Consider the following 17,192-nt stretch of genomic DNA (forward strand, 5'->3'; position numbering starts at 1 on the left):
TTCCACGGGCAGATCAACCGACAGCAAATCAGACGGTGGACTCTTCGCCGTCCAGACTCACTTCGTGATCGCTGTTGAACACATGCATGTCGGTCTCGCCCATCAGGCGGCTGGTGACCGTCCCTGCGGTGATGGAGCCGGAGACGTTGAGCGCGGTACGGCCCATGTCGATCAGCGGCTCGATGGAGATGAGCAGACCGGCCAGCGCCACCGGGAAGTCCAGCGCGGAGAGCACGATCAGCGCGGCAAAAGTGGCGCCACCGCCAATCCCGGCCACCCCGAAGGAGCTGACGGTAATGATGGCGATCAGGGTCATGATAAAGCCGGGATCCATCGGGTTGACCCCGACGGTCGGGGCAATCATCACGGCCAGCATGGCCGGATAGATACCGGCACAGCCGTTCTGGCCGATGGTGGAACCGAAGGAGGCGGCGAAGTTGGCGATCCCCTCAGGAATACCCAGCGACTTGGTCTGGGTTTGCACGTTCATCGGGATGGAGCCCGCACTGGTGCGCGAGGTGAAGGCAAACGCCAGCACCGGAGTGATCTTCTTGAGGAAGCGCAGCGGGTTGATACCGACCATGCTCACCAGCAGCAGGTGCACGACAAACATGATGGCGATGGCACCGTAAGAGGCCATTACAAAGCTGAGCAGGTTGAGGATGTCAGCATAGTTGGAGCCGGAGACCACCTTGGTCATCAGCGCCAGCACGCCAAACGGGGTCAGGCGCAGCACCAGAGTCACCATCCGCATCACGATGGCATGAGCCACGGCCACGAAGTGGCTGAAGCTGGCGAAGATCTCCGGCTTCTTGCGGGCGATGCCGGTAGCGGAGAGGCCGATGAAGATGGAGAAGATCACCACGGCGATGGTGGAGGTCTTGCGCGCCCCGGTCATGTCGAGGAAGGGGTTGGCGGGAATGAACTCCAGCATCATCTTGGCGAACGACATGCTCTCGACGCTACCGAGGGTGGTCTGCAGCGCGGCGCCACGGGCGCTCTCGGCGGCACCGGAGGTGAGTCCTTCAGCGGTCAGGCCAAACAGGTTGGACATCAGGATACCCGCCCCGGCGGCGATGGCGGTGGTGAAGATCAACACGCCTATGGTCATGGCGCTGATCTTGCCCAGCGCAGTGCCGCCATTGAGCTTCAAGATAGCGCTGATGATGGAGACCATGATCAGCGGGATGATAATCATCTGCAGCAGCTTCACATAGCCGCTACCCACGATATCCAGATAGTCGATGGTCTGAACAATGACCGGCGAACCTGCACCGTAAAGCAGTTGCAACGCGGCGCCGAACAGAATACCGAGCCCCAGACCGGCAAATACCCGGCGGGTGAAGCTCACATGTTTTTCCTGTAACCGGTAGAGAAAGAACAGCAAGATGGCGGCGATGGCCAGATTGCCGATAACGCTAAATGTCATGGTGTGACTCCCCAAAAAGCGGGCTTGCGCCCGAGAAACAAGAGCAAGCGCCATGCTTGCCCTGGCAACCGTGTCAGACGGTCTGCGCCGTCGTGACAAGAACAAGGGGGTCTATCGCCCCCTTGTCACAGATTCACTGCTTCTGCTGTTTCGCTCGCATGATGTTGATGATTTCGATGTCGGTATCCAGCATCCCCTCTTTGGAGAGGCGGCCCAGATTGGCGATTGTCTGGTCCACATCATCGGAGACGATCCCCTCGCTCTGGGGGACATGCAGGTTGTTGATGGCCATCAGCGAAGACTTAACCGCCGCCGAGGTGGAGGTGGAGACCTTCATGGAGCAGGCGCTGCCCGCGCCGTCGCAGATGATGCCGGAGACATCGCCAATCATGTTGTTGATGCAGTGGCTGATCTGCTGATACTGGCCGCCCAGCAGCCAGGTGATGGCGGCACCGGCACCCATGGCGGCGGTACTGGCGGCGCAGAGGGCCGACAGCTTGTTCTGATAGGTCTTGATGTAGATGGCCACCAGATGGCTCATCACCAGCGCCCTGGTCAGCTGCTCGTCGCTCGCCTTGAGGAAGCGGGCGGCCGCGACCACTGGCATGGTGGCGGCAATGCCCTGATTGCCGGAACCGGAGTTGGACATGGCGGGCAGCATGGCGCCATCCATCCGTGCATCGGAGGCAGCAGAGGAGAGGCGCATCGCTAGGGTCATCAGGTCATCGGAGAGCAGCTTGCGCTCCACCTGTTCGGTGAGGATCTTGCCGATCTTCAAGCCGTAACCCTGCAACCCTTCGTCCGCCAGCGCCTGATTCATGGTGGCGGCCTCGCGGATAAAGTCGATCTCCGCCAGCGGCACTTCCAATGCAAAATCGACGATCTCCCGCAGGGTCATGGCCGGTTTGGCGGATTTGGCTGGCTGGATCTGCACGCCGGGGGCACTGGCCTGCTCCATCAGCACCTCGCCATCCTTCTCCATCAGGATGATACGGGTGTGGTCGGTGCAGATCACCACCCGGGCGCTATGGCTCTCCACTTCGGCCAGCACCTCGGCGTAGAGCACGTCCGGCACATCCTTCACATCCACCTTGATGACCGGCAGCAACGTCTTGGCCGCTTCCACCTGTTCTGGTGTAAGGGTCTTGAGCACCTCCAGCCCGGCATCGGGATTGCCGCCGGTGATGCCGACCGCAGCGGCCACCGGCAGACCGATCATGCCGGTGCCCGGCACCCCGACTCCCATGCCGTTCTTGAACAGATTGCCACTGACCCAGACGCTGATGCGGGTCGGAGTCTCCCCCAGCAGCTTGCGGCAGTTGGCCGCCGCCAGCGCCACCGACATCGGCTCGGTGCAGCCCAGGGCCGGCACCACTTCACGCTTGAGCAGGGTAATAAAGTCGGTCCATTGTGCTTTCATCGCAGTGTTTCTCATGTTCAGGGTGCCCGCAGGCAGTTATTGCTTGTTCAGATCCGCCTTGTGATTGCGGATATGCAGATAAACAGTATGACGGGAGATGCCGAGCATCCGGGCAACCAGCTGGGCCGCCTCCTTGATCTCGAAGATCCCCATGTCGAAGAGCCGGGTCACTATCTCCTTGTTGCGCACCGTACAGGAGAGCGAATCATCCCGATCCACCTTCTCAATCACCTGAGTCACCAGATCGTCCACCGAGCTGGCAAAGGTCTCGTTGTTGAGCGGCGCCGGTGCCGCGGGCAGCGCAAAGGTATCGAGCAGGCTGCCAAGGGAGGTATCCAGACTGAAGTTCACGCAGAGCATGCCGATGGGCTTGCCCTGCCGGTTGCTGATAGTGATGGAGGAGGACTTCATCAGCGTCCCGTCGCGGGTACGGCTGAAGTAGCTGCTCCACTGGCTGCCCGCCTCCCCCTGCAAGCGGTTGAGGGCAAAGTCGGTGACCGGCGCCCCCTCCCGACGACCGGTGACATGGCCGTTGGCAATCTTGATGACCGACGCATCCAGCGTATCGAACGCATGCAACACCACCTCGCACCCTGCGCCAAACAGCGCGGCCAGCGCCTCGACCGCGGGCTCGAAACTGGCGATCAGATGACGTTCTTCATCCGTTAACGAATTGATCTGGTCAGTGGTGGCTGCTGTGGACATATATGAGTAACTCTGAGTAAACCGCAGTTGATTCTATTATCAACAAGATCAACTAATGTTGAGCGGCATCCCCTTTTTGTTCGCCATTATGCCCACCTTTTAACAAAGTGCGACAAATTGTGAAGCGGCGCACAGCAGGGCGGCAACTCAGAGGTGATAGCGAGCCAGCAGCTGCTTGTAAGCGGGGGTCTGTTTGAACGCCTTGAGGGCAGAGGAGAAACGGATAGCCAGCTGGTCGTGGCCGGGCTTGTGGGTAAACGCGAGAAAGTTGCGGTTGTCGTCTGTCAGCAGGCGCGAGCCGTGGTTCACCTGATCCTGCAACCCCTGAGTGTGCAGCAAGTAGCGACCGACCCGCTCGTTGAGCACCACCCCGTCCAGCCGACCGGCCATCATCAGATGCAGCTGTTTGATGGCATTCCCCTCCCCCGTCATCGGCATCCGGATCACCCCGGGATCGGTCAGAAAATCGGGGCTGTAGGCATAATCTTCCTGAATACCTATCCGCAGACCCTTGAGGTCGGAGAGCTGCCTGAAATCCACCGGACGAGCCGATGGATAGAAGAGCACTTCGCCGCTGTAAGAGAGCGGCTCTTCGGGGTAGTGAAGCCAGTGCTGGCGGGAAGGTTCAAAGAAGACGTCGACTACCGCATCCCCCTGCTTGAGACGGGCCTGCTGCAGAACCCGCTTCCAGGGCAGCACCCTGATTTCGGTGCGATAACCCATCTGGCGCAACACGGTACAGGCCAGATCGAGATCGGCACCGGCCAGCTCGCCATTGTCACCACGCATCACATAAGGGGGCCACAGTTCGGTCAGCAGCGTCAGAGTCGGCGGCTCGTCCGCCGCCACGGCCGAACCAGCACCAAACAGGGAGGCCAGCAGCCAGCCGAACAACCCGATCCTTCGCCAACCCTGACACCACATCATGGAGATCCCTCATGGCCCGTATGGATTGAGGATATACAAGGGATGAGCAATAAAAAAGGAGGCCGAAGCCTCCTTGATATCCACTCTCTGAATGGCACTTACAGTGCTTTCAGGATTGCTTCGACGCTGGCCTTGGCATCGCCAAACAGCATCTGGGTATTTTCCTTGAAGAACAGCGGGTTCTGGACACCGGCGTAACCAGTGTTCATGGAGCGCTTGAAGCCGATGACGTTCTGCGCTTTCCACACTTCCAGTACCGGCATACCGGCGATCGGGCTGCCCGGATCTTCCATCGCGGCCGGGTTGACGGTGTCGTTGGCACCGATCACCAGCACGGTATCGGTATCGGCGAAGTCTTCGTTGATCTCGTCCATTTCCAGCACGATGTCATACGGCACTTTCGCCTCCGCCAGCAGCACGTTCATGTGGCCAGGCAGACGACCGGCAACCGGGTGGATACCGAAGCGCACCTTGACGCCACGATCACGCAGCTTCTGGGTGATTTCAGCCACCGGATACTGGGCCTGAGCCACCGCCATGCCGTAGCCCGGGGTGATGATGACGGAGCTGGAGTTCTTCAGCAGGTCAGCAACTTCCTCGGCGCTGGTTTCGCGGTATTCGCCCATCTCCTGATCAGCCGTGGAGGCTACGCCGTCGGAGCCGAAGCCACCGGCGATCACGGAGATGAAGGAGCGGTTCATCGCCTTGCACATGATGTAAGAGAGGATGGCACCGGAGGAACCTACCAGAGCGCCGGTGACGATCAGCAGGTCGTTGGAAAGCATAAAGCCCGCCGCCGCTGCCGCCCAACCGGAGTAGGAGTTGAGCATGGAGACCACCACCGGCATGTCGGCGCCACCGATGGAGGCAACCAGATGCCAGCCGAAGGCGAAGGCGATCAGGGTCATCACCAGCAGGGCGAAGGTAGAACCGCCCGCGTTGACGAAGTAGACCATCAGTGCCAGAGAAGCGACCACGGCCAGCAGGTTCAGCTTGTGGCGATGCGGCAGCATCAGCGGCTTGGAGGAGATGAGACCACGCAGTTTGCCGAAGGCAACCACGGAACCGGTGAAGGTTACGGCACCGATGAAGACGCCCAGGAAGATCTCGACCAGGTGGATGTTCAGCATGGCGCCGGTCAGGTGCTCGACCTGGGCGACGCTGTTGGCCTGCTCGAACGCCGCACGGGCGGCTGCCAGGGTGGCATCCAGGTTGGAACCGACGGAGACGACCACCTCAGCAGGGGCAGAGGGGTGCAGATCGATGAAGCTGTTGAAGCCCACCAGCACCGCTGCCATACCCACGAAGCTGTGCAGCACGGCCACCAGCTCGGGCATCTCGGTCATCTCGACCTTGAGTGCCAGACGCACGCCGATGGCACCACCGATCACCATGGCCAGAATGATCCAGTGAACGCCACTGGTCTCCGGGTTGAATACGGTGGCGAGCAGGGCGATAGCCATACCCGCGATACCGAACAGGTTGCCATGCTTGGCCGTTTCTTGCTTCGACAGTCCCGCGAGACTGAGGATGAAGAGCACGGCGGCAACGATATAGGATGCTGTTACCAGTCCTTGAGACACGTTAAACCCCCTTAATCCTTACGGAACATCTTCAGCATGCGCTGAGTGACGGTGAAGCCGCCGAAGATGTTGATACTGGCAATCAGCACGGCGACGAACGCCAGCGCGGTGACCAGGGTCGACCCTTGCCCGATCTGCAGCAGGGCACCGACCACGATAATGCCGGAGATGGCATTGGTGACCGACATCAGCGGCGTGTGCAGGGCGTGAGAGACGTTCCACACCACGTAGTAACCGACCACACAGGCCAGGATGAATACGGTGAAGTGGGAGAGGAAGGCTGCCGGGGCAACGGAGGCGATCCAGCCGAAGGCGGCGATGCCGAGGGCACCGAACACGAACTTCTTGTTGGAGGGCTTGGCCTCTTCCTTCTTGGCGGCCGGTTTGGCGGCGGCCGGTTTCTGCGGGGCAGCAGAGACGGAGATGGCGGGCGGCGGGAAGGTCACTTCACCGGCCTGGATCACCGTCATGTTGCGCTGAACCACGTCTTCGAAGTCGATGGCAACGTTGCCGTCCTTCTCCTTGCACATCAGCTTCATCAGGTTGACCAGGTTGGTACCGTAGAGCTGGGAGGATTGGGCAGGCAGACGACCCGGCAGATCGGTGTAACCGATCACCTTGACGCCGTTGGCGGTGACATGCAGCTCACCCGGCACTGTGTATTCACAGTTGCCGCCAGCCTGAGCGGCCATGTCCACGATGACGGAGCCCGGCTTCATGCTGTCGACCATCTCTTTGGTGATCAGCTTGGGAGCCGGCTTGCCCGGGATCAGGGCGGTGGTGATGATGATGTCCACCTCTTTGGCCTGCTGGGCGAACAGCTCCATCTCGGCCTTGATGAACTCATCGGACATGACTTTGGCGTAACCATCGCTGGATGCGCCGTCTTCGCCACCGAAGTCCAGCTTGAGGAATTCCCCACCCATGGATTCGATCTGCTCGGCCACTTCCAGACGGGTATCGAAGGCACGCACGATGGCACCGAGGGAACCGGCAGTACCGATGGCGGCCAGACCGGCAACACCGGCACCGATCACCAGTACCTTGGCAGGCGGCACTTTACCGGCTGCGGTGATTTGACCGGTGAAGAAGCGACCGAACTGGTGCGCAGCTTCCACCACGGCGCGATAGCCACCGATGTTGGCCATGGAGGAGAGGGCATCGAGGGACTGGGCACGGGAGATCCGCGGCACCATATCCATCGCCATCACATTGATGTTGCGCTCGGACAGCTTCTTGACCAGCTCAGGGTTCTGGGCAGGCCAGATGAAGCTCACCAGAGTGGCGCCATCTTTAATTTGTGCGATCTCGGCATCGGTCGGCGCATTGACCTTGAAGATAAGGTCGGCTTGCCAGACATTCGGCACCACGCTGGCACCGGCAGCCTCGAAGGCGGCATCATCGAAGCTGGCCGACAGGCCTGCGCCGGTCTCGATGGCGACCTCGAAGCCGAGCTTTTTCAGCTGCTCGACGGTAGCCGGGGTCGCTGCGACCCGGGTCTCACCGGCGAGACTCTCTCTCGGTATTCCAATCTGCATGACTATTCCCTGATGGTTAATAAACAATCGCTGCCCAGTGTCTCACTTCTGACGAAACAAGACATGACCAAAGTGCAGGTCCAGGGCTCTTTGTTATGAAAATCAGTAGGCTTTACCTCAACCTCCTGTCATGGTCAGGCACCCGCTTTTCAGGCGCGAAGGTGATTAGTATCAAATTTTGGAGTTTTATTACAACCGCAGTCCCGACGGCACTCGTACAGAATTCAGCCCATCCCTGGCTACGATTAAAAAAAACAAACCAAATTAGAGGCTTATACCAGTAAAAACGGCTGAAAAAAGTGATCCAACCAGTCAAAAAAAATGTTTTACCGGCCCTCTATCTTAGCGTTTTTTGTTCTTACGAAATCCGCTTTCGTCTCACTTCTCGCAGCGAAACGCCGAAAAGTAACATTTTCCCAACAAAAGCGGGGCCACTCAGCCGCCAGAAGGCGGGAGAGGGCCCCGGCAATTCAATCGTTTCGCCCGTTTGGCACCGATTGGCGGCCCTTACCAGGCCGCTTCATAAATATGCTGGCTCTGCACCAGATCGATATCGCGGTGCTCGCCGATGGCAGTCATTCCGTGCTCACCCAGCTTGCCGATCAGGGTGTCGATACCCAGATCTTTCAGACCGTAGTCGCGCAGTCGGGTCTTGACCCCCATCCGCTCGAAGAAGTCGCGGGTCGCGGCGATGGCATCGTCGATGCGCTCCGCTTCGCTGCCGCTGTTCAAGCCCCACACCCGCTCTGCATATTGCAGCAGCTTGGCATGCTTCTGTTTGCGCTTGGCCTGCAGCAGGGCGGGCAGCACCACTGCCAGAGTCTGGGCGTGGTCGAGGCCGTGCAGGGCAGTCAGCTCGTGGCCCAGCATGTGGGTGGCCCAGTCCTGTGGTACACCGGCACCAATCAGACCGTTCAATGCCATGGTGGCGCTCCACATGATGTTGGCGCGCACCTCGTAGTTGTGCGGCTCGGCCAGCGCCTTGGGGCCCTCTTCGATCAGGGTCAGCAGCAAGCCTTCGGCGAAGCGATCCTGCACCTTGGCGTTGACCGGATAGGTGAGGTACTGCTCCACGATGTGAACAAAGGCATCCACCACTCCGTTCGCCACCTGACGCTCGGGCAGGGTGTAGGTGAGCACCGGATCGAGCACGGCGAAGCGCGGCATCACGAACGGCGAGAAGAAGTGCACCTTGTCGCCACTGCTGCGACGGGTGATGACGGCGCCCATGTTCATTTCGGAACCGGTCGCCGGCAGGGTCAGCACTGAGCCGAGCGGGATGGCGGAACGCACTTCGCTGCCGACGGTCTCGAGAATGTGCCAGGGATCCTTGGCCGGATCGTAGTGCGCGGCAGCGGCGATAAACTTGGTGCCATCGAGCACGGAACCACCGCCAACGGCGAGCAGGAAGTCGACCCGCTCGGCACGGGCCAGCTCCACAGCCCCCATCAGGGTCTCGTAGGCCGGATTCGGCTCGATGCCGCCAAATTCAAACAGGGTCATGCCAGCCAGCTCGTTGCGGATCTGCTCCAGCAGGCCGCTGCGTACCACGCTGCCGCCGCCATAGGTGATCATGACGCGGGCATCGCTCGGGAGCTGCTCGCGCAACTGGGCGATCTGCCCTTGGCCGAACAGGATTTTGGTCGGGGTATGGAGAGTAAAGTTGTTCATCGACATTGCCTTCTTCTGATAGTCAGGGCGGCCTGGCCGCGAAATCGTGATTGCATTTTTCTCCAGAACCACCCTACCATCAAGACAACATCCTGCTTGATTCTTGCCTATTTCTACAAAGCAGCGAAAACCGGAACTGTCGAATCAAAGAGCGCCCATGCAAAACCGTTACAGCGACCTCGCAACCAGATTGACCCGCCACGTCACCGCCCCCGGCATCACCCCATCACCGGTGAAACAGGTCAGCCTCATCTATACCACCGAGCACCATGGCCGCACCCCGGTGCTCTACCAACCGCGGATGATCGTTATCCTGCAGGGACACAAGGTGGGTTATCTGGCGGATCAGGTGTTTCGCTACGACCCCAACCACTATCTGCTGATGACCCTGCCGCTGCCCTGCGAGTGCGAGTGCTTCGCCTCCCCCGAGCAGCCGCTTATCGGTTTTACCATCGAGATCGATCTGGTCACCCTGCAAGAGCTGCTGCTGGAGCTGGGCGATGCCCTGCCCGCCCCCGCGCCACAAAAGAGCGGCGTCCACTCGGTCCCCCTGTCGGAAACCATGTTCTGCGCCGCCGAGCGACTGATCGAGCTGATGGACAACCCGTTGCACGCCAGGGTGCTGGGACCGCAGACGGTGCGGGAGATGCTGTTCCACGCCCTCACCGAGGGGGGCGGCCCGGCGCTGCAGGCGCTCGCCAATCGCCACAACCATGTGGGCCAGATCGCCCGGGTGCTGCGTATGATAGAGTCCCGTTATGCCGACAACCTCACCATGGAGGAGCTGGCGCGGGAGGTGAACATGAGCGTCTCCGCCTTTCACCACCACTTCAAGGCGGTCACTGCCACCTCGCCGCTGCAGTACATCAAGTCGTTTCGCCTGCACAAGGCGCGGATGATGATGCTGCACGACGGCATCAAGGCGGGCACCGCGGCGGCCAGAGTCGGTTACGAGAGCAACTCCCAGTTCAGCCGGGAGTACAAGCGCTTCTTCGGCAGCACGCCGACGGATCAGGCCTCCCGCTTCCGGGATGGTCAGTTGCGCATCATCGAGGGATAACAAGAGAGGGATTACTTATGCGTTCACTGCTTTGCCTGTTCACCGCTTTACTGCTGACGGCCTGTACCGGGATTGCCGACGGCATTCGCCCCGTCACCGGCTTCCAGCTCGATCGTTATCTTGGCACCTGGTATGAGATTGCCCGCCTCGACCACAGCTTCGAGCGGGGGCTGGAGCAGGTGAGCGCCACCTACAGCCTGCGGGATGATGGCGGCGTCAAGGTGCTCAACCGCGGCAAGCAGAGCGATGGCAGCTGGCGCGAAGCCGAGGGCAAGGCCTACTTCGTCGGTAGCCCTGACGAGGCACGGCTCAAGGTGAGCTTCTTCGGCCCCTTCTACGGTGGCTACAACGTCATCGACCTCGACCCCGATTACCAGCTCTCGCTGGTGACCAGCTACAACCACGACTACCTCTGGATCCTCTCCCGCTCACCCAACCCGCCCAAGGCGAAGGTGGATGCGCTGGTCGCCAAAGCGAAGTTGCTGGGCTTTGCCACCGACCAGCTGATTTGGGTCAAGCAGACCCCTTAAGCCAGCCGTAAAATAACAAAGGGCAGCCCGCGGGCTGCCCTTTCTGTTGCTGGCGTGGCGGGATGTCAGAGCCGGAAACGGCCGATCTCCTGCTCGAGCCGCTCGGTCAGCGACTTGAGTTCCGCCGCCTGCGCCGCCTCGTTGCCCGCCTGCTCGGCCAGCTCTTGCGAGACGTGGCGGATATTCTCGGTATTGCGGCTGATCTCGCCGGTCACCGAAGTCTGCTCCTCGGCCGCTGCGGCGATCTGGGTCGCCATGTCGCTGATGGAGCCGATCGCCTCGTTGATCCGGGCAAGGCTCTGGTTGGCCGCTTCCGCATCCTCGACGCTGGTACCCGCCAGCTGACGGCTGGTCTCCATGCCACCCACGGCGCGACGGGTGGTCTGCTGCAGGGTTTCGATCATCTGCTGGATCTCGTCGGTGGAGTCGTGGGTACGGCGTGACAGCACCCGCACCTCGTCTGCCACCACCGCAAAACCACGGCCCTGCTCACCGGCCCGGGCCGCCTCGATGGCGGCGTTGAGCGCCAGCAGGTTGGTCTGCTCGGCGATGCCGCTGATGGTCGCCAGAATGCCGCTGATCTTCTGAGCATGGCTGTCGAGCTCATTGATGATTTGGCTGGCATCGGCCACTTCGTCCGCCAAACCGGTAATGCTGCGCTGACTCTGGCCAACCTGGGATTGACCGGCGACCGCCAGTGCGACCGCATCGGTGGCGGTGGTGGCGGCAAACTCGGCGTTGCCGGCGATCTCCTGGGTAGCGGAAGCCATCTCGGTCACCGCGGTCGCCACCATCACGATCTCGTCCTGCTGCTGGCGCACCCGCTGACTGCGAGCCTGCGCCCCGGCCGCCTGGGCACGGGACTGTGCCGCCAGCTCGACGGTCACATCCCGCAACCGGCTGACGATACCGTGCAGCCGCGCCACAAACTGGTTGAAGTTCTGGGCCAGCTGGCCCACCTCATCCTTGCTGTGGGTGTTGATGTGAACGGTGAGATCCCCCTCGCCGTGGGCAATGTCGTGCAGGGCGTGCGCGACCCGACCGAGATCGGCGAACAGGTATTTGAAGGTGGCAGTGAGCAGGGCACTGAACACCAGCATCAGCACCAGGGTCAGCCCCACCAGCTCCCACAGCAGGCTGCTGAGCGGCGCCTCCAGCACATCGCGATACATCACCATGGCCAGCAGCCAGTCGGTGCCCGGTACCGGTTGTACCGCCAGCAGCACATCCCGCCCGTCGAGGGTGGCGGCGTGCAGCTCGCTGTTTTCGCGGCCCCACTGCTGGAAGGTGGCGGCCGAGAGTCCCGGCGCCAGCTCGGCGATGGGCTTGAGCGCCAAATCCTTCTGCGGATGGCCGACGATGAGGCCGCTGCTGTCGAGCAGCATGGCGTAGCCCTCACCCTGCACCTTCATCGCCAGCACTTCGTCGATCAGCTTGTCGAGCGCCAAGTTGGCCCCCACGGCACCGACCAGCTCACCCTGATGGCGTACCGGCTCGGAGAGGGTGACCACCAGCTTCTGCATGGTGACGCTGACATAGGGGGCAGTGACGATCAGCTGACCCGCTTTCACCGCATCCTGATACCAGGGGCGCTCGCGCGGGTCATAGTTGCCGGTGTTGAGGGAGGGGTCCTGCCGGGTCATCACCCCCTGCGCGGAGCCAAAATAGGTGAGGCCGAAGCCGCCGGAGGTGTAGGCCTGCTTCAGGTGCGGCACCAGCTCGGCTTGGGGGTTATCGCTGATCAGATTGACCAGCGCATGGACGGTGTTCTTGCGATCCGTCATCCATTCGCCGATGGCGACCGAGTAGGCGTGGCCATAGTTGACCGCCTCGCTCTGGATGGCGCTCATGGTGCGGGATTTTAGGGTGTGAAAGGCAACGATGCCGAGCAGTGATGCCATCAGCAGCACTACGCCAAGACTGGTGGCCAGCAGCTTGCCGCGCAGAGAGAGGGTCATGATGACGAATCCTTGTTGTTGTGTCAGGCAGGGAAAACCCTGATGTATCAAAGGCTATCGGCCGCAATATGAACAGACTTTAGTGAATCTGTATATTTTCCCATCTATCAACAACAGAACGCGCTATTCGTGTGAACCAGATCGCTATTCCATGCTACTGACTCTTGTAACAACAAAGCAGCAGGCCGCCCGAAGGCGGCCTGTCACCTACCCCTGATATGCACCGGCGGAGTAGGTTAGCTCATAGCTGTGGCTATAGATCTCGACGATATTGCCGAAGGGATCTTCCATGTAGACCATGCGGTAGGGCTTCTCGCCCGGGTAGTACTCGCGCACCGGCATCCGCTGCTTGCCGCCCGCCGCGACGATGCGCGCCGCCAGCCCCTCGACATCCGGATCCTGCACACTGAAGTGGAACACTCCGGTCTTCCAGAATTCGAAGTTGTTTTCGCGCTGCTCGCTGTTGGGGAACTCGAACAGCTCGATGCCAATCTTGTCGCCGGTGGAGAGGTGGGCGATGCGGAAGGAGCCCCAACCCGGGCCAAACACGTCGTTACACATCACGCCGATGGCAGAGTCATCCTCGGTGATGGTGGTGGCCGGCATGATGAGATACCAGCCCATCACCATGGTATAGAACTCGACCGCTTTGTCGAGGTCAGTCACCGTGATGCCGATGTGGGAGAAGTTGCGTGGATAGGTCATACGTCACCTTGAAATTGTGTGTGGGAAACAGGTGACATGATAGGAAGGGGCAACATAATGAAAAATAAGGTCAAACTAATGGAATGCATAAATTAAATTTATGGTTAATCCACTCTGGCTCCATACCCTGGTGGTGGTGCATGAAACCGGCAGCTTTACCCGCGCCGCCGAGCGGCTGGATCTCACCCAGGCCGCCGTCAGTCAGCATATCTCGCGTCTCGAGGCCGAATTTGGCCCTCTGCTGCTGCGCAAGCCCCGTCAGCTGGAGCTCACTCCGCGCGGGCTGGTACTGCTCGACTTCGCCCGCCAGCAGGCGCAGGCCGCCGAACAGCTGCGGGCGCGCCTCTCGGACGATGACCCTCACCGCGGCGCCATCACCCTGTCCACCCCGGGCAGCATTGGTCTGCTGCTCTATCCCCTGCTGCTCGACCAGCAACAAGAGCACCCCGGACTCACCATCCAGCACCGCTTTGCCCCCACCCCCGACATAGTGCAGGCGGTACTGGCGGGGCGCAGCGATCTGGGACTGGTGGATCAGCCGCCTGAACACCCCAGCATCGCCGCCGAGCCCTTCGCCCGCGAACCCCTCTGCCTGGTGGTGCCCAACGATGGCGAGGAGCAGAGCTGGCAGCACCTCTGTCAGCTCGGCTTTATCGACCACCCGGATGGCCGCAGCATGGCACAACGCCTGTTGGGACGACGCTACCCCGGCCAGCGCGTTGACGAGATCCCGCAGCGCGGCTTTACCAACCAGATCGGCCTGATCCTGGAGCCGGTCGCCCGCGGCCTCGGTTTTACCGTGCTGCCCCGCTTCGCCGTCACCGCCTTTGCCCAACAGGAGAAGATCCGGGTGATCCAAAGCAGCATTGAAGTGATCGACACCCTCTGGCTGATCTACCGCGCCGAGTGGCCACTCCCCGCCCGCCACCAGCGGCTGGTCACCGTCCTGAAACAGCGGGTTGCAGCACACTGAACGCTCTTGCGGCAGACATCGAGATCAATGTGGCCACAGTCACCGGGGGGCTAACGGCAAGAAGAAAAAGAGAAAGGAGAGAGGGATAAATTGGCGAACGCCGGAAATGCGAAAGGCCAGCTCAATGAGCTGGCCTTTCTGAAAATGGCAGGGGCGGCAGGACTCGAACCCGCAACCATCGGTTTTGGAGACCGCTGTTCTACCAATTGGAACTACGCCCCTGCAACAAACGAGGCGTAGTATACAAAGCGGGTTTCAAAGGTAAAGGCTTTTTTCACACTTTTAATGCGATTGCACAAATCCCGAACAAGTCGCGCTTGTTTGTGCAGCAAAGCGGGATAACTTGCTGTATTTGCAGCCCTGCCGGGGTAGGAATAGGACATAAATGGGGGTAGGGTGAAATCAGGTACCGGGAGGCCACTTATGCTCAATTACCGACTGCTCCAACAACTGGCGCCCCTCAACTTCAGGGATGAACGCAAAACAGAGCCCCTGCCCGCCTATCTTGAACGGGTCGCGCCGCTGGTGCCCTTTATTCCTGAAAATGTGCTCTCACAGTGGATTTACCGCCATTGGCGCGGTTTTGAGTCCAACTGGAGCTTTATCGATCTCGCCAGCCATCAGTTCACCTGTGAAAGCTGGCCCACCGCGCAACTGGTAGAGCAGGTGGACTCCCGCCATATGGAGGTGATCGAGCGCTGGGGCGAGATGCTGCGCAGCAACCGTTATGTCCGCCGCTCCTGGCTCGGCGAGAAGATGCTGAGCGACGGCACTTGGCCCGAACCTGTCATCGTGCTGGTGCCGGAGGAGGGGGCCAGCTACCCGAACGGTCATCCCCTGCCCCGCCCCTACTGCCTGCTGGAAGGGCACCACAGACTCGGTTATTTGCGCGCCATGGCCCGCGATGGGGAATCGCTGCAAGAGACGCACAGAGTGTGGATTTGTCGTCATGTTTCCGCCACTTAAACGTTTTTCATACTGAAATTGGCATCGGAAATAAAATTTTGACAATTAAAAAAGCGGCCCTATAATCTGTCCGGTTTTGAAAAAGGTCGGGACGAAACGATGCAGTTTTTGATTCAGAAAACAGCCTTGCAGACGGGTGGTGCGCACCAGAGCGGCCCCGTTGTTTCCGGTTCCCACCCCAAAGATCCCCAGTTATTTTTAAAAAAAGCCCCTGTTTCAGGGGCTTTTTTTGTGCCCGAAAAACCTCCAATGATGTCAAAGGGAATGCAGACGATGACCAATCCACTCTATAAGAAACATGTCATCTCCATTTCGGACCTGACCCGGTCAGAAATGGAACTGGTAGTCTCAACCGCACAACGGTTGAAGGCTGAACCTGACACCAGCCTGTTGAAAGACAAGCTGGTTGCCAGCTGCTTCTTCGAAGCCTCCACCCGCACCCGCCTCTCGTTCGAGACCGCGGTACAGCGCCTTGGCGGCAACATCATCGGCTTCGCCGACGGTGGCAACACCAGCGCCAAGAAGGGCGAGACGCTGGCTGACTCCATCAAGATCATCGGCTCCTACTCGGATGCGGTGGTGATGCGCCACCCGAAAGAGGGCGCGGCCCGTCTGGCCTCCGAGTTCTCCCGCGTGCCGGTCATCAACGGCGGCGACGGCTCCAACCAGCATCCGAGCCAGACCCTGCTCGACCTGTTCACCATCCATGAGACCCAGGGCCGTCTGGACAACCTCAACGTCGCCTTCGTCGGTGACCTGAAATATGGCCGCACCGTGCACTCGCTGGCCCAGGCCCTCAGCCTGTTCAACTGCCGCTTCTTCTTCATCTCCCCGGAAGCGCTGGCGATGCCGGACTACATCTGCGAAGAGCTGGAAGAGAAGGGCATCCAGTTCAGCGTCCACCAGACCATGGAAGAGGTGATGCCGGAGCTGGACATCCTCTACATGACCCGCGTCCAGAAAGAGCGCTTCGACGAGACTGAATATAAGCACATGGCTGCCAAGTTCATTCTGGAGCTGGCGACTCTGGAAGGGGCCAAGCCCACCATGAAGATCCTGCATCCCCTGCCCCGCGTCGACGAGATCGATGTAGCGGTCGACAAGACTCCCCACGCTTGCTACTTCCAGCAGGCGGAGAACGGGGTCTATGCACGCCAGGCGCTGCTGGCACTGGTACTGAACGAAACTGTCTGAGCTTAGGGGAATATCATGTCTGACAAGAACCAACTGCAAGTCGAAGCCATCCGTCACGGCTCCGTCATCGATCACATCCCCGCTGGCCAGGGCATCAAGATCCTCAAGCTATTCCAGCTGGTCGAAACCCAGGAGCGGATCACCGTCGGCTTCAACCTGAAATCCGGTGCGCTGGGCAAGAAGGATCTCATCAAGATTGAGAACACCCGTCTGACCGAACAGCAAGCCAACCAGCTGGCGCTGTTCGCCCCGAAAGCGACCGTCAACATCATCGAAGACTTCAATGTGGTGAAGAAGCACCAGCTGGAGCTGCCGGAGTTCATCGCCGGGGTGTTCCACTGCCCCAACTCCAACTGCATCTCCCATAACGAGCCGGTTGACAGCTACTTCCGGGTGCGCGAAGTGAAAGGCGTGGTGCGGATGAAGTGCAAATATTGCGAGAAGTCCTTCACTCAGGACATCGTCAGCGAGCGTTACTGATATCTGATTGGGCCCCGCGGGGCCCATTTTTGAACCCTGTCACATCACCGAAT

At 60.2% G+C, this 17,192-nt stretch carries 15 protein-coding genes and 1 tRNA gene; 6 read left to right on the forward strand and 10 right to left on the reverse strand.

Annotation, left to right across the window (positions count from 1 at the left end):
• Positions 1-28 precede the first annotated feature (28 nt).
• The 7 genes from AB5Y71_RS04985 to yqhD all read right to left on the reverse strand — a co-directional run bounded on the left by AB5Y71_RS04985 (position 29) and on the right by yqhD (position 9,273).
• A complete protein-coding gene (locus tag AB5Y71_RS04985; protein ID WP_005341918.1) occupies positions 29-1,429 on the reverse strand; it encodes an L-cystine transporter in 1,401 nt (466 codons plus the stop codon).
• Positions 1,430-1,562: 133 nt separating this feature from the next.
• On the reverse strand, positions 1,563-2,864 hold the full coding sequence (locus tag AB5Y71_RS04990) for a serine dehydratase subunit alpha family protein (protein WP_179214497.1): 1,302 nt from the start codon (positions 2,862-2,864) through the stop codon (positions 1,563-1,565).
• A gap of 21 nt (positions 2,865-2,885) precedes the next feature.
• Positions 2,886-3,554 (reverse strand): transcriptional regulator, encoded by a 669-nt coding sequence (locus AB5Y71_RS04995; RefSeq protein WP_005357564.1) that lies wholly within the window; start codon positions 3,552-3,554, stop codon positions 2,886-2,888.
• Between the two features lie 147 nt (positions 3,555-3,701).
• Positions 3,702-4,481 carry a substrate-binding periplasmic protein gene (locus AB5Y71_RS05000; RefSeq protein WP_368171126.1) on the reverse strand — a complete coding sequence of 260 codons (780 nt, stop codon included), beginning with the start codon at positions 4,479-4,481 and terminating at the stop codon, positions 3,702-3,704.
• Between the two features lie 98 nt (positions 4,482-4,579).
• On the reverse strand, positions 4,580-6,064 hold the full coding sequence (pntB, locus tag AB5Y71_RS05005) for a Re/Si-specific NAD(P)(+) transhydrogenase subunit beta (RefSeq protein WP_069526987.1): 1,485 nt from the start codon (positions 6,062-6,064) through the stop codon (positions 4,580-4,582).
• Between the two features lie 11 nt (positions 6,065-6,075).
• Positions 6,076-7,602, reverse strand: a complete 1,527-nt coding sequence (gene pntA, locus AB5Y71_RS05010; protein WP_113740331.1) for a Re/Si-specific NAD(P)(+) transhydrogenase subunit alpha — start codon at positions 7,600-7,602, stop codon at positions 6,076-6,078.
• Positions 7,603-8,109: 507 nt separating this feature from the next.
• The gene (gene yqhD / locus AB5Y71_RS05015; protein WP_058058975.1) at positions 8,110-9,273 is read right to left on the reverse strand and encodes an alcohol dehydrogenase; all 1,164 of its coding nucleotides are present in this window, start codon (positions 9,271-9,273) and stop codon (positions 8,110-8,112) included.
• A gap of 157 nt (positions 9,274-9,430) precedes the next feature.
• On the opposite strand from yqhD, the gene AB5Y71_RS05020 reads away from it, so the two are divergent.
• Both AB5Y71_RS05020 and AB5Y71_RS05025 read left to right on the forward strand, forming a co-directional pair.
• Positions 9,431-10,333 carry an AraC family transcriptional regulator gene (locus AB5Y71_RS05020; protein ID WP_139444352.1) on the forward strand — a complete coding sequence of 301 codons (903 nt, stop codon included), beginning with the start codon at positions 9,431-9,433 and terminating at the stop codon, positions 10,331-10,333.
• 17 nt (positions 10,334-10,350) lie between these two features.
• On the forward strand, positions 10,351-10,863 hold the full coding sequence (locus AB5Y71_RS05025) for a lipocalin family protein (RefSeq protein ID WP_368171127.1): 513 nt from the start codon (positions 10,351-10,353) through the stop codon (positions 10,861-10,863).
• 65 nt (positions 10,864-10,928) lie between these two features.
• Here the strand turns inward: AB5Y71_RS05025 and AB5Y71_RS05030 are convergent, their stop codons facing one another.
• Together AB5Y71_RS05030 and AB5Y71_RS05035 are read right to left on the reverse strand one after the other, a co-directional pair.
• On the reverse strand, positions 10,929-12,821 hold the full coding sequence (locus AB5Y71_RS05030; protein WP_005357549.1) for a methyl-accepting chemotaxis protein: 1,893 nt from the start codon (positions 12,819-12,821) through the stop codon (positions 10,929-10,931).
• Between the two features lie 207 nt (positions 12,822-13,028).
• Positions 13,029-13,526, reverse strand: coding sequence for a lactoylglutathione lyase family protein (locus AB5Y71_RS05035; RefSeq protein WP_368171128.1), 498 nt, complete (start codon positions 13,524-13,526; stop codon positions 13,029-13,031).
• A gap of 100 nt (positions 13,527-13,626) precedes the next feature.
• On the opposite strand from AB5Y71_RS05035, the gene AB5Y71_RS05040 reads away from it, so the two are divergent.
• On the forward strand, positions 13,627-14,499 hold the full coding sequence (locus AB5Y71_RS05040; protein ID WP_108542290.1) for a LysR family transcriptional regulator: 873 nt from the start codon (positions 13,627-13,629) through the stop codon (positions 14,497-14,499).
• A 145-nt stretch (positions 14,500-14,644) separates the two neighbouring features.
• Here AB5Y71_RS05040 and AB5Y71_RS05045 read toward each other — a convergent pair.
• A tRNA-Trp gene (locus tag AB5Y71_RS05045) sits at positions 14,645-14,721 on the reverse strand.
• Between the two features lie 201 nt (positions 14,722-14,922).
• Between AB5Y71_RS05045 and AB5Y71_RS05050 the strand changes: the two genes are divergently transcribed.
• The 3 genes from AB5Y71_RS05050 (at position 14,923) to pyrI (ending at position 17,139) form a co-directional block, all read left to right on the forward strand.
• Complete coding sequence (locus AB5Y71_RS05050; protein ID WP_368171129.1) at positions 14,923-15,465, forward strand: hypothetical protein; 543 nt, start codon at positions 14,923-14,925, stop codon at positions 15,463-15,465.
• A 273-nt stretch (positions 15,466-15,738) separates the two neighbouring features.
• On the forward strand, positions 15,739-16,659 hold the full coding sequence (gene pyrB / locus AB5Y71_RS05055) for an aspartate carbamoyltransferase (RefSeq protein WP_005339735.1): 921 nt from the start codon (positions 15,739-15,741) through the stop codon (positions 16,657-16,659).
• A gap of 15 nt (positions 16,660-16,674) precedes the next feature.
• Entirely contained in the window at positions 16,675-17,139 is a 465-nt protein-coding gene (gene pyrI / locus AB5Y71_RS05060; protein WP_005339730.1) for an aspartate carbamoyltransferase regulatory subunit, read from the forward strand.
• Positions 17,140-17,192: the final 53 nt, after the last annotated feature.

It is taken from the genome of Aeromonas sp. R9-2 (assembly GCF_040908025.1).
GTDB classification, from domain to species: Bacteria; Pseudomonadota; Gammaproteobacteria; order Enterobacterales; family Aeromonadaceae; genus Aeromonas; species Aeromonas veronii.

Bases quoted from the DNA above. Each gene is read 5' to 3' on its own strand.
- AB5Y71_RS04985 (WP_005341918.1), bottom strand. From the start codon at position 1,429: ATGACATTTAGCGTTATCGGCAATCTGGCCATCGCCGCCATCTTGCTG.
- pyrB (WP_005339735.1), top strand. From the start codon at position 15,739: ATGACCAATCCACTCTATAAGAAACATGTCATCTCCATTTCGGACCTG.
- AB5Y71_RS05000 (WP_368171126.1), bottom strand. From the start codon at position 4,481: ATGATGTGGTGTCAGGGTTGGCGAAGGATCGGGTTGTTCGGCTGGCTG.
- AB5Y71_RS05035 (WP_368171128.1), bottom strand. From the start codon at position 13,526: ATGACCTATCCACGCAACTTCTCCCACATCGGCATCACGGTGACTGAC.
- AB5Y71_RS05040 (WP_108542290.1), top strand. From the start codon at position 13,627: ATGGTTAATCCACTCTGGCTCCATACCCTGGTGGTGGTGCATGAAACC.
- AB5Y71_RS05050 (WP_368171129.1), top strand. From the start codon at position 14,923: ATGCTCAATTACCGACTGCTCCAACAACTGGCGCCCCTCAACTTCAGG.
- AB5Y71_RS04990 (WP_179214497.1), bottom strand. From the start codon at position 2,864: ATGAGAAACACTGCGATGAAAGCACAATGGACCGACTTTATTACCCTG.
- yqhD (WP_058058975.1), bottom strand. From the start codon at position 9,273: ATGAACAACTTTACTCTCCATACCCCGACCAAAATCCTGTTCGGCCAA.
- AB5Y71_RS05030 (WP_005357549.1), bottom strand. From the start codon at position 12,821: ATGACCCTCTCTCTGCGCGGCAAGCTGCTGGCCACCAGTCTTGGCGTA.
- AB5Y71_RS05020 (WP_139444352.1), top strand. From the start codon at position 9,431: ATGCAAAACCGTTACAGCGACCTCGCAACCAGATTGACCCGCCACGTC.
- pyrI (WP_005339730.1), top strand. From the start codon at position 16,675: ATGTCTGACAAGAACCAACTGCAAGTCGAAGCCATCCGTCACGGCTCC.
- AB5Y71_RS05025 (WP_368171127.1), top strand. From the start codon at position 10,351: ATGCGTTCACTGCTTTGCCTGTTCACCGCTTTACTGCTGACGGCCTGT.
- pntA (WP_113740331.1), bottom strand. From the start codon at position 7,602: ATGCAGATTGGAATACCGAGAGAGAGTCTCGCCGGTGAGACCCGGGTC.
- AB5Y71_RS04995 (WP_005357564.1), bottom strand. From the start codon at position 3,554: ATGTCCACAGCAGCCACCACTGACCAGATCAATTCGTTAACGGATGAA.